At 61.5% G+C, this 12,227-nt stretch carries 11 protein-coding genes; 10 read left to right on the top strand and 1 reads right to left on the bottom strand.

Features of this window, described 5'->3' with window-relative positions:
* Positions 1-114 precede the first annotated feature (114 nt).
* A complete protein-coding gene (locus EH206_RS00780; protein ID WP_009110935.1) occupies positions 115-543 on the bottom strand; it encodes a DUF3574 domain-containing protein in 429 nt (142 codons plus the stop codon).
* Between the two features lie 259 nt (positions 544-802).
* On the opposite strand from EH206_RS00780, the gene dgcA reads away from it, so the two are divergent.
* The 10 genes from dgcA (at position 803) to EH206_RS00730 (ending at position 12,135) form a co-directional block, all read left to right on the top strand.
* Positions 803-1,768, top strand: a complete 966-nt coding sequence (gene dgcA, locus EH206_RS00775; RefSeq protein WP_009110934.1) for an N-acetyl-D-Glu racemase DgcA — start codon at positions 803-805, stop codon at positions 1,766-1,768.
* Positions 1,769-1,788: 20 nt separating this feature from the next.
* On the top strand, positions 1,789-3,666 hold the full coding sequence (locus EH206_RS00770) for an ABC transporter ATP-binding protein (RefSeq protein ID WP_009110933.1): 1,878 nt from the start codon (positions 1,789-1,791) through the stop codon (positions 3,664-3,666).
* Between the two features lie 45 nt (positions 3,667-3,711).
* The gene (locus EH206_RS00765) at positions 3,712-5,253 is read left to right on the top strand and encodes a glutathione ABC transporter substrate-binding protein (RefSeq protein WP_009110932.1); all 1,542 of its coding nucleotides are present in this window, start codon (positions 3,712-3,714) and stop codon (positions 5,251-5,253) included.
* A gap of 18 nt (positions 5,254-5,271) precedes the next feature.
* A complete protein-coding gene (locus EH206_RS00760) occupies positions 5,272-6,192 on the top strand; it encodes an ABC transporter permease subunit (protein WP_009110931.1) in 921 nt (306 codons plus the stop codon).
* An 8-nt stretch (positions 6,193-6,200) separates the two neighbouring features.
* Positions 6,201-7,100, top strand: a complete 900-nt coding sequence (locus EH206_RS00755) for an ABC transporter permease subunit (protein ID WP_009110930.1) — start codon at positions 6,201-6,203, stop codon at positions 7,098-7,100.
* A 9-nt stretch (positions 7,101-7,109) separates the two neighbouring features.
* The gene (locus EH206_RS00750; RefSeq protein ID WP_009110929.1) at positions 7,110-8,168 is read left to right on the top strand and encodes a DmpA family aminopeptidase; all 1,059 of its coding nucleotides are present in this window, start codon (positions 7,110-7,112) and stop codon (positions 8,166-8,168) included.
* Between the two features lie 9 nt (positions 8,169-8,177).
* Positions 8,178-8,999, top strand: a complete 822-nt coding sequence (locus EH206_RS00745; protein ID WP_009110928.1) for a M55 family metallopeptidase — start codon at positions 8,178-8,180, stop codon at positions 8,997-8,999.
* Positions 9,000-9,051: 52 nt separating this feature from the next.
* A complete protein-coding gene (locus EH206_RS00740) occupies positions 9,052-10,005 on the top strand; it encodes an isoaspartyl peptidase/L-asparaginase family protein (protein ID WP_009110927.1) in 954 nt (317 codons plus the stop codon).
* A 232-nt stretch (positions 10,006-10,237) separates the two neighbouring features.
* Positions 10,238-11,146 carry a LysR family transcriptional regulator gene (locus tag EH206_RS00735; RefSeq protein WP_009110926.1) on the top strand — a complete coding sequence of 303 codons (909 nt, stop codon included), beginning with the start codon at positions 10,238-10,240 and terminating at the stop codon, positions 11,144-11,146.
* A 125-nt stretch (positions 11,147-11,271) separates the two neighbouring features.
* Positions 11,272-12,135, top strand: coding sequence for a YicC/YloC family endoribonuclease (locus EH206_RS00730; RefSeq protein WP_009110925.1), 864 nt, complete (start codon positions 11,272-11,274; stop codon positions 12,133-12,135).
* The last annotated feature ends 92 nt before the right edge of the window (positions 12,136-12,227 follow it).

Genomic DNA, 12,227 nt, shown 5'->3' with positions numbered 1-12,227 from the left:
ATCTCCGGCGGGAAAATGTTAACTGGCGCGCATTATACGGCCTTAGCGTCGCAATGCCTACCGGCCGGCAGCGGCTTATATTTTCCCGCCTGGTTATCCGTGCCGGGACGATAATCAAAACGCGACGCAGACCGGCGCATCGACGCGCATCACCGAATCCTGGCGGAAGCGCTGTTTATACCCTGAACGCAGCGCCTCGATTTTCGTTTCGTTCGCCGCATCCGCCGCGTGGATCAGCAGCAACGCCTTGCTGTTTTCCCGCGCCAGCACGCCATCGTTGCCCAGCCATTGCCCTTTGGCGTCAAATACCGATAGCCCCTCGGTAAAACGCGGCGTCACCTCGCCGTCGACGAAAGCCTGCCATTCACCGGCGCTAATCGCCGGGCCGTCGGGACGGTTGAGGCCAAAATAGAGAGTGGTTTGCATCATGCTCTCGCCGGTTACGCACCGGGCCGCGGCCGACTCCGTGGGTTTACCCGGCGAGACGCAGCCCGCCAGTACAAAAGCCAATGCCAACGCGGAAAGTCCGCTGCCTGTTTTCATTTTCTTCACTCCTTGATTGTGCGATCGCCTCAGGGCGTAGCGTATCGCTGGCTACCATAACAAACATGTCTGCCTCGCCGGAATATAACCTCAGGCTATACCCTACCGATGAACAAGTATTCGTCAGCGCTGGCCCGCCGTGAAATATTCTCATCAACCACCGACTCGTTGATGAGAAAAGCGTCATGTTGAACCCGCAACTTTACCGGCCGGACGCCGGCGACAAAAACGCGGCGCCGCGCGAGGGGCAAGATTAACCATGCGCCATATGCAAATAGAATCCGTCAACCTGCCGTTGGCGCGCCCATTCACCCTTTCCAGCGGCACCCGCCGCGCCGTCGACGTCGTTCGGGTTACGCTGGAAGAACGGGGATTCATCGGACAGGGCGAATGCACCCCAACCGCCCGTTTCGGCGAATCCGCCCACAGCGTGTGCCGCCAGCTGCAAGCGATAACCGCCGCGGTGGAAAACGGTCTCAGTATAGAACAACTGCAAAACCGCCTGCCGCCCGGCGCGGCGCGCAACGCGCTTGACTGCGCGCTGTGGCGGCTCAAGGCCGCCCTGGAAAAACGCACCCTGTGGCAATGTCTCGGCATTCAGCCGCCCGCCTCGGTCATCTGCGCGGAATCGCTCTCGCTCGACGGCGCGGAACCGATGGCCGCCGCGGCCGCGGACGCCGTTTCCCGCGGCGCCATGCTGCTGAAAATCAAACTGGACGGCGATCGGGTTGTGGAGAAAGTCGCCGCCATTCGCGACGCCGCCCCCGAGGCCACGCTGATGATTGACGCCAACGAAGCCTGGAGCGGCCTCGACCTCGACAGCCTGTTGCGCACGCTGACCCGCTATCGCATCGCCGTGGTGGAGCAACCGCTGCCGACGGGAAAAGACGAACAACTGGCGAGCTTTATCCATCCTATTCCGGTTTGCGCTGATGAGAGCTGCCGACATAGCGGCGACATCGCCGCGCTGCGTAACCGCTACGAGATGATCAACATCAAGCTGGATAAGTGCGGCGGCCTGACCGACGCGCTGGCGATGATGGAAGAGGCGGCGTTCTGCGGCTTTCAGCTGATGGCCGGCTGCATGCTCGGCTCCTCCATGGCGATGGAGGCCGCCCTGCCGATCGCCACCACCGCGCAACACGTCGACCTCGACGGCCCCATCTGGCTGGCGGCGGACAGTTCGCCTTACCTGACGTACAACCTCGGCCGTATCTGGCTATGAATCAACCAAGCGGAGTGACCATGACGGATATCACGCAAACGGGCGCTATCGCCGCCACCGCGCCTGCCAACGCCCCCCTACCGGTGCTGGAAATCAACGATCTGAGCGTCAGCTTCAGCGGGCGTTCAGGCAAGCATCCGGCGCTGAAAGGCATCTCATTCACCCTGAATAAGGGCGAGGTAGTGGCGGTGGTGGGGGAGAGCGGTTCCGGCAAATCCGTCACCTCGCTCAGCGTAATGGGGCTGCTGGCCGACTCCGCCAGCATTGAAGGCGGCGTTATCTCCTTTACCGCCCGCGACGGGCAGCGGCATGACCTGCTGAATATGCGGGCCGATCGGCGCCGTCAGCTGCGCGGCAGTGAAATGGCGATGATCTTCCAGGAGCCGATGACGTCGCTGAACCCGGTGCTGAAGATCGGCGATCAGTTGACGGAAGCCTTATGCGATCACCGTATTTGCGACCGCGGCGCCGCGGAGAATAAGGCGCGCGAACTGCTGCGCAAGGTGCGCATCGCCGACGTCGAGCGGGTAATGAACAGTTATCCCCACTCGCTTTCCGGCGGCATGCGCCAGCGGGTGATGATCGCTCAGGCGCTGGCCTGCGACCCGCAATTGCTGATTGCCGACGAACCCACCACCGCGCTGGACGTCACCGTTCAGGCGCGCATCCTGCAAATTCTGCGCGACCTGCAACGGCAAAGCGATATGGCGGTGCTGTTTATCACCCACGATATGGGCGTGGTGGCGGAAATCGCCGACCGCGTGGTGGTGATGTATCGCGGCGAAGTGGTGGAGCACGGCGACGTCGCACAAATTTTTGCCGCGCCGCGCCACCCGTATACCCAATCCCTGCTGGCGGCCGTGCCCAGGCTGGGCGATATGCGCGACAGCGCCTGGCCTAAACGCTTCCCGTTGCTCGGCCAAAGCGCCGACCAGGACGAAAGCGCCCAGGTGACCGCCCGTTATGATACCGATCCCCTGCTGGATATTCGCGGTCTGCGCGTCTATTACCCGGTGCGCAGCGGCCTGTTTTCCTCCATAACCCACCATGTGCACGCGGTGGAACAGATTGATTTTAACGTCTGGCCGGGCGAAACGCTGGCCATCGTCGGGGAAAGCGGCTGTGGTAAATCCACCACAGGACGGGCATTGCTGCGCCTGGTGCAGAGCGAGGCGGAAAGCATCCATTTTCAGGGACGGGAAATCGCCCTGATGAAGGATAAAGCGTTCCAACCGCTGCGCCGTGAAATACAGATGGTATTTCAGGATCCCTACGCCTCGCTGAATCCGCGCCTCACGGTGGGATTTACCATCGCCGAACCGCTACTGCTGCACGGGCTGGCGAAATCACTGGAAGAGGCCACGCCGCAGGTGCAGGCGTTGCTGAAAAGCGTCGGCCTGCTGCCGGAACACGCCCGCCGTTATCCTCACGAATTCTCCGGCGGCCAGCGGCAGCGTATCGCCATCGCCCGCGCCATGGCGCTGCAACCGCAGGTGATCATCGCCGATGAGGCCGTTTCCGCCCTGGACGTCTCCATTCAGGCCCAGGTGGTGAACCTGATGATGGATTTGCAAAAGAAAACCGGCGTGTCGTGGATTTTTATTTCTCACGATATGGCCGTCGTCGAGCGTATCGCCAATCGGGTGGCGGTGATGTATCTCGGGCAAATTGTGGAAATCGGACCGCGTCAGAGCGTATTCAATACGCCGCAGCATCCCTACACCCGTCGCCTGCTGGCGTCGGTGCCCATCGCCGATCCCGCCCGACGCGGGGAGCGCCAGCTTGACGACAGTGAAATTCCCTCTCCGCTGCGCAAGGCGGGCGAGATCGTGGCCAAAACGCGCTATCGACAGGTGGCGCCGCATCATTGGGTCGCGGACGTTGAATCCGCGGCCTGATACCCGCAACAGCTTTATTTTTTATTGCTAACCAGGAGAGACATCATGAAGCCATTCGTTCGCCGGTCCGCGGTTGCCTTAGGGCTATCACTGTGTCTGGCTGCCGTTGCTCAGGCGCAGGATCTGCGCATTTCCATCTACGCCGATATTACCGGCCTGGATCCGCACGACACCTCGGATACGCTGAGCTATTCCATTCAGAGCGGCATCTTTGAACGCCTGTTTCAGTTCGACAACAAAATGAAACTGGAACCGCGGCTGGCCACCGGCTACACCAGCAACGACAACGCCACCGAGTTTGTCGTCACGCTGCGCGAAGGGATCGCCTTTCAGGACGGCGCGCCGTTCAACGCCGATGCGGTAAAAGCCAACCTCGACCGCCTCGCCGACCAGAGCAAAGGTTTAAAGCGCAACAGCCTGTTTAACATGGTGAAAAGCGTGACCGTACTGTCGCCGACCCAGGTCAAAATCGAGCTGAACAAATCCTTCGGCGCTTTCATAAATACGTTGGCCCACCCGTCGGCGGTGATGCACAGCCCGGAAGCGTTGAAAAAATATCCCGACGAGGCGCAGCTGCGCGTGCATCCGGTGGGCACCGGCCCGTTCACCTTCAGCGCCTGGCAGCAGGGAAAAGACGTCAAGCTGGTGAAATTCGACAACTACTGGCAAAAAGGCTGGCCGAAAGTGGACAGCGTGACCTTCTATCCGGCGCCGGAAGATTCAACCCGCGTGGCGTCGCTGAAGTCCGGCCAGGTGGATGCGGCCTATCCGCTGCCGTCCGATCTGATCAAAACCGTGCAGAACGACAGCAAGCTGACGATCCAGCGCGACCCGAGCATTTATCAGTTCTGGCTGGCGATCAACAACCTGCGTCCGCCGCTTAACGATATCCGCGTGCGCCAGGCGCTTAACTACGCCATCAACCGCGATATCTGGCTTAAAGTCGGTTTCGCCGGCATGGGCAAGCCCGCCACCTCCGCCATGGCGCCGGACGTACAGTTCTTCGCCTCGCAGAGCGAGCCGAACTACGCCTATAACCCGGAGAAAGCCAGGGCGCTACTGAAAGAGGCGGGCTACGCCAACGGCCTGAGCCTGAAACTGTGGACCACCAACCGCACCGACTATATCCGCAGCGCGCAGTTCTTCAAGCAGCAGCTTGAGCAGGTCGGCATCAAGATCACGGTAACGCCGATGGATTCCGGTACGCGCAACGCCAAACTGTTCGGCGTGAAAGATCCCAAGCAGGCGGAGTTCGATCTGTTCTACAACGGCTGGTCGCCCTCCACCGGCGACGCCGACTGGGCGCTGCGCCCGCTGTTCGCCACCGAGTCCTGGGTGCCGACCGCCTATAACGTCTCTTACTACAGCAATGCGGCGACCGATAGCGCCATTACCGCCGGCCTGGCGACCGCCGACGCAGGCAAACGCGCCGCCGCGTATGCCGACGCCCAGCGCCAAATCTGGCGCGATGCCCCTGTGGTCTTTTTAGGCACGCCGGACAATCTGGTGGGGAAAGCGAAGAACCTGTCCGGCGTTTACATGCTGGCCGACGGCTCGCTGGTCTTCGATCGGGCGGAATTCAAGTAATAAGGCCGGGAGAACGCCATGTTTGCTTATATCATCCGACGTTTGCTGGAAATGATCCCGGTTCTGCTGGTGGTCTCCCTGTTGGTGTTCGGTTTTATCAAACTGCTGCCGGGCGACCCGGCGCGCATATACGCCGGCGCGGATGCGACCATTGAAGCCGTTGAAGCGGCGCGCCAGCAGTTGGGCCTGAACGATCCGCTGCCGCAGCAGTACGTCAACTGGCTCGGCGGCCTGCTCAAAGGGGACCTGGGAGTGACTTACCGCACCCAGCAACCGGTTATCGAGGCGATCGGCAAGAGTTTTATGCCCACCATGTGGCTGGCGCTGGCCGGGTTCGCCTGGTCGGTGGCGCTGGGGCTGGTGATTGGCGTGGTCTCCGCGCTGCGGCGCGGCAAATGGCAGGACTGGACTCTGATGAGCTTCGCCGTCGGCGGGATCTCCATGCCGCCCTTCTGGCTGGGCCTGCTGCTGATTCAGTTTGTGGCGATGCCGTTCGGGGTCTTTTCCGTCAGCGGCTTTAACCAGCCCAGCGATATCATTCTGCCCGCGCTCACGCTGGGCGCCTCGGTGGCCGCCGTTATGGCGCGCTTTACCCGCTCGGCCTTTCTGGAGGTAGCGCAGGAGGACTACGTGCGCACCGCCCGCGCCAAAGGGCTGCGCAACCGGCTGATCACCTGGAAACATGTGATGCGCAACGCCCTTATCCCGGTGATCACCATGCTGGGATTGCAGTTCGGCTTCCTGCTCGGCGGCTCCATCGTGGTGGAAAGCGTATTTAGCTGGCCGGGCCTGGGCTGGCTGCTGATCGAATCCATCAAAACGCAGGACCAGCCGGTTATTCAGGCGCTGGTGATGCTGTTCGTTTTTGAATTTATCGTCATTAACCTGTTGGTGGACCTGCTCTACGCGTTGGTCAATCCGGCGATTCGCTTACGTTAGGAGACACGATGAACCTTTCTTCCGAGCCCGTAGCCGCCGCGGCAACGCTTGACGAAAATACCATCCGCTCGCCCTGGCGCGATTTCGCCCGGGTATTTATCCGCAACCCGCTGGCGCTGATCTCCGGCGGCTTTATTCTGCTGCTGGTTCTGGTGGCGATCTTCGCCTCCTGGCTGGCGCCGTGGAACCCGATGGAGCCGGACTGGACGGCCCTCGCCTCGCCGCCGTCGGCCGCCCACTGGATGGGAACGGACGACTTGGGGCGCGACGTGATGAGCCGGATTATTTACGGCGCGCGCATCTCGCTGTACATCGGTATCTTTTCCGTCACGCTGGGGATGCTGGCGGGCATCGTATTGGGCCTGCTGGCGGGATATTACGGCCGCTGGATTGATATGCTAATCATGCGCGGCGCCGACGTGCTGTTCGCCTTTCCCGGCATGCTGCTGGCGATAGCCGTGGTGGCGATCCTCGGGCCGGGCCTGAACAACGTCATTATCGCCGTCGCCGTATTCAGCGTACCGGTCTTCGCCCGCATCGTGCGTGCGTCCACCCTGTCGCTGAAACAAGCGGCCTACGTAGAAGCGGTGCGCTGCGCGGGCGCTCCGGACCGCATCGTGCTAATGCGTCACATTCTGCCGGGCACGCTGCCCAGCGTGATCGTCTATTTCACCATGCGCATCGGCACCAGCATTCTTACCGCCGCCAGCCTCAGCTTTATCGGCCTGGGGCCGGAACCGGACGTGCCGGAATGGGGCAACATTCTCGCCATGAGCCGTAGCCTGATGATGGCGGGGGCATGGCATGTCAGCGTCTTCCCCGGCCTGGCGATTTTCTTTACCGTACTGGCTTTCAACCTGCTGGGCGATGCGCTGCGCGATACGCTCGATCCCAAACTGAAAAGCTAAGGAGTGGACATGGACTGCTATCAACGGGAACAGACGGCGCTGCTGCTGCGCCGCTGGCGGCAACATCGGCGGTTGGGCGACCCGCGCTGCGCCTGCGGCGCGCGAAACAGTATCAGCGACGTAGCCGGCGTGCGCGTCGGACACGTTACTCTGGCGGCGGGAGAAAATCAGACCGGCGTGACGGCGATTCAGCCCGTCGCCGACAACCTGTTTACCCGCCCGCTGCCCTGCGGAGCGGCGATATTAAACGGTTTCGCCAAACCCGTCGGGTTGATACAGATTGCCGAGCTCGGCCTGCTGCAGACGCCCATTCTGCTCAGCAATACGTTGGCGGTGGGAACGTTATTCACCGCCCTGGCGCGTGACGCCATCGCCCGCAACCCTGAGCTGGGCCGCGCCCTTCCCACCGTCAACCCGTTGGTGCTGGAATGCAACGACGGCTGGCTGAACGACATTCAGGCGCTGGCGGTGACCGAAAATATGGCGCGCGAGGCGCTGGACGGCGCGACGGCGGACTTTGCCCGCGGCAGCGTGGGCGCCGGCCGCGGCATGAGTTGCTTCGGATTAAAGGGCGGCATCGGCACCGCGTCGCGCCTGATCCCCGAGCTCGACGCCACGCTGGGCGTGCTGGTGCTGGCCAACTTCGGCACTCTCGCCGCGCTGACGCTGGACGGCGTGCGAATCGGCGAGGCCATTGCACCGCTATTGCCGACGCTGGCGCCCCAGCGGGACGCCGGTTCCATTATCATTATCATGGCAACGGACGCGCCGCTGAACGCCCGTCAGTTGGGCCGCATCGCCAAACGCGCCGGCGCCGGGCTGGGGCGACTGGGCAGCTACTGGGGGCACGGCTCCGGCGACATCGCCGTGGCGTTCTCCACCTGCCCGGCGCCGCGCCCGCCGCCGGACGACGCCCTTGATCCACTGCTGAGCGCCGCGGCGGACGCCACCGAACATGCGGTGTTGGATGCCTTGTTATCCGCGCAGGCCGTAACCGGTTTTCGCGGCCACCATCGTCCGGCATTGCCACAGGTACTGGATCGTCTGGTACAGGATTTCTTGGAGTAAGGTAGGGTTATGAAAATTTTCATTTCGGCAGATATTGAGGGGATCGCCGGGGTTATGCGTCCGGAACAGTGCAGCCCCGGCACGGCGGAATATCAGCTTGCCCGCGGCCTGATGGAGCAGGAAGTGAATGCCGCCATCGACGGCGCCTTTGCCGGCGGCGCAACCGACGTCGTCGTGGCGGACAGCCATGCGGCGATGGTCAATCTCCGGGCTGAGAATATCGATCCCCGCGCCCGGCTGGTGCAAGGTAAGCCGCGTGGTTTATCCATGGTAGAAGGGCTGGAACAGCAGCAGTATGACGGGATGATGTTTATTGGTTATCACAGCGCCGCCGGAGAGGCAGGCGTGCTGGCCCATACCATCAATGGCCGCGCCTTTTACCGGGTGCGCATCAACGGTGAAGTGATGGCCGAAAGCGATATCTACGCCGCCGCGGGGGCGGAACGCGATACGCCGCTCTGGCTGGTCAGCGGAGACGACCAACTGCAACAGTGGATCGCTCGCCACTACCCCGCCGCCGCGTATGCCTGCGTCAAACGGGCGATCTCCCAGCATGCCGCCGAATCATTAAGCCCGGAGGCGGCGCGCCGGATTATTCACCAGTCCGCCATGAACGCCGTGCAGACCGCGCATAAAAAAGTCGCGTCGCGCATTCAGGCTCCCTATCATCTTGAACTGATGACGGCAAAGCCGGTACTGGCGGATTTGTTTTGCCTGATCCCCGGCATCGTGCGGCAGGACGCCGTCACGGTAAGCTATAACGCGCAGGGCATGGCGGAGCTGATCAGTCTGTTAAGCGCCTTTTCCTATCTGGCGACGACGCAGAACTGATGCCGCCGCCCGCCGTGAGGCATGCTGAATTAATAACAAGAGAAGCAATAGCATGACAAAACCCGTGATCGTGATCCACGGCGGCGCCGGCGCGCTGACCCGCGCCGCCATGAGCGCGGAAAAGGAGCGGCGCTATCTGGCCGCACTGAGCGACATCGTCGCCGCCGGGCAGCGCATTCTGGCGCGACAGGGCACCGCGCTGGACGCGGTGACCGAAGCCGTCCGGCTGCTGGAAGAGTGCCCGCTGTTTAATGCCGGCCGGGGCTCCGTATTTACCCATGACGAAACCCACGAACTGGACGCCAGCATTATGGACGGACGCACGCTGGACGCGGGCGCCGTCAGCTGCGTCAGCCATATCCGTAATCCGGTGCTGGCGGCCAGAAAGGTGCTGGAGCACAGTCAGCATGTGCTGTTTACCGCTCAGGGCGCGGAGGCGTTCGCCCGTCTGCACGGTCTGGAGATGGTCGAACCGACGTTTTTCTCCACCGAGGAGCGGCGCCGGCAGTTGCATAACGCGCAGGCCGGCGAAGGGCGGGTGCTGTTGGATCATGACGGCCGGGCCAACGACGACCCCATCGACCCCGACCGTAAGTTCGGCACCGTCGGCGCGGTGGCGCTGGACGGCGCCGGAAACCTTGCCGCCGCCACCTCCACCGGCGGCATGACCAATAAGCAAGCCGGACGCGTGGGCGACAGCCCGATTATCGGCGCCGGATGTTATGCCAATAACCAGACCTGCGCCGTTTCCTGCACCGGCTCGGGCGAAGTTTTCATGCGCGCCGTCGCCGCCTATGATGTCTCCGCGCTGATGGAATACGCCGGGCTGCCCCTACAACAGGCCGCCGTACGGGTGGTGATGGAAAAGCTGACGCGGCTGGAAGGCAGCGGCGGCCTGATCGCCGTCGATTGCCGCGGCAACATCGCGCTGCCGTTTAACAGCGAAGGGATGTATCGCGCTTATGGTTATATCGGCGCAACCCCGCAGCCGAAGATTTACCGCTGACGAAGACGTCCCCCCCGGCGGCAATAGGTTCATTTTGGTGCACACCGCCCCATAGATGATCAGGATCGCCGCGATTAGCCGCGCCGGGTAATCCGCTTTACCCCGTCTCCCCGCCCGACGGCCGTGCAGACCGGCAACAAACGCCTGCGCCAGCCGGATTGCGCCTATGGCGTGGTTATTGCATCGCTCTGGAACGGTATCACCTTATCCAGGATAGACGGAGCATGCTTCCATGCGCTTACGACACATCGAAATTTTCCAGGCGATTATTCAGGCGGGAACCATCAGCGGCGCCGCCCGCCTGTTGAACGTCTCCCAGCCCAACGTCAGCCGGGTGCTTAATCACGCGGAACAGCAGCTTGGCTTCGCGCTTTTCGAACGACGTACGCAAGGAATGATCGCCACGGAAGAGGCCCGCCGCCTGATTCCCAACGTGCAGGAACTCTTCAGGAACCTGCAATCCATCAGCGCATTGACGGAGCAGATTAAAATCGGCAAAGAACACGCCGTCCGCCTCGGGGCCGCCCACGCTTTCGGGCAGACGATCGTCGCGCCCGCGCTGGTGGAGTTCCATAAGCAGGAAGCGCTGGTCAATGTGGAGCTGGTTACGGAGCACTTCAATACCCTGTGCCTGAATATTCTGCAAAATCAGCTCGATTTCGCCCTGGTGTTCGGTCAGCAGGTGCCGGCGGCGCTGTTGGCGGAGCCGCTGTTCCAGTCCTCTATGGTGGCGCTGCTGCCCAAAGACAGCTCAATAAACGGCCCGGTCTCGCTGGAGTGGCTGTGCTCGAACAACCTGCTGCTGATGCAGCTTCAGGATCCGCTGGGGCAGGTGCTGCACCGCGCGTTACGCGACAAGTCGCTGCAACCGGCGGCGGCGCTGTACATCAAAACCTATTCGGTGATTGCCGATATGGTGCTGGCCGGCGGGGGAGTCGGCGTCGTCGATCTGTTTACCGCCTGCCGTTACGCCGACCGGCTGAAAATCGTTCCCATCAATCAGCCCCTGCCGTTTGAAGTCACGCTGATCAGCCGCCGGGACTGTCCCCAGTCACGGGCGACGCTGCAATTAAAGCAGATGATGAAAAATAAATGCCGGGAAATCGCCCGACAAAACGAAGCGCTGCTGCATGCCGCCTAGCCATCGCCCAAGCGCGTCATCAGCGGCCGCTGCGCGGTCCGGATAGCGGCCGGTCGATTTGCCCTACCCTGCCCGGAGACACAACGCTATAATCCCTGCATCATTTGCTCTATAGGTATGCACCGATGATTCGCAGTATGACCGCTTACGCCCGGCGAGAAGCCAAGGGTGACTGGGGAAGCGCAGCCTGGGAACTGCGTTCCGTTAACCAGCGCTATCTGGAAACCTACATCCGTTTACCAGAACAGTTCCGCAGTCTGGAGCCTGTTATTCGCGATCGCATCCGTACCCGTCTGACCCGCGGTAAAATTGAATGCAACTTGCGTTTTGATCCCGATCCGCGGGCGCAAAGCTCGCTGATTCTGAATGAAAATCTGGCAAAACAGCTGGTCAGCGCCGCCAACTGGGTAAAAATGCAGAGCGACGAAGGGGAAATCAACCCGGTCGATATTCTACGCTGGCCCGGCGTAATGGCGGCGGAAGAGCAGGATCTGGATGCCATCAGCGCCGAACTGCTACAGGCGTTGGACCGCACGCTGGATGACTTTATCAGCGCGCGGGAAAGCGAAGGCAACGCGCTGAAAGCGCTGATCGAACAGCGTCTGGCCGGCGTCAGCGCCGAAGTCGCCAAAGTGCGCGCGCAGATGCCGAACATTCTGCAATGGCAGCGCGAACGGCTGCTCAGCAAGCTGGAAGACGCGCAGGTACAGTTGGAAAATAACCGGCTGGAGCAGGAACTGGTCATTCTGGCGCAGCGCGTCGACGTGGCGGAAGAGCTCGACCGTCTGGAAGCGCACGTGGCGGAAACCTATAAAATCCTGAAGAAAGAAGAAGCCGTCGGCCGCCGTCTGGACTTTATGATGCAGGAATTCAACCGCGAATCCAACACGCTGGCGTCTAAATCCATTAACGCCGACGTCACCGCCTCCGCCATCGAACTTAAGGTATTGATTGAGCAGATGCGCGAGCAGATCCAGAATATCGAATAGCGTTTCACACGATCTCATAGAGTCTCATCACATCTCACCGTCTAAAAAAGCCATTGTAAAAAATGGCTTTTTTTTGTTTTATATAGTCTCAT

The organism is Brenneria nigrifluens DSM 30175 = ATCC 13028 (assembly GCF_005484965.1).
In the GTDB taxonomy this organism is placed as follows: Bacteria; Pseudomonadota; Gammaproteobacteria; order Enterobacterales; family Enterobacteriaceae; genus Brenneria; species Brenneria nigrifluens.
Note: the sequence above shows the minus strand (reverse complement) of the source record. Positions and strands in the feature narration are given on the sequence as shown.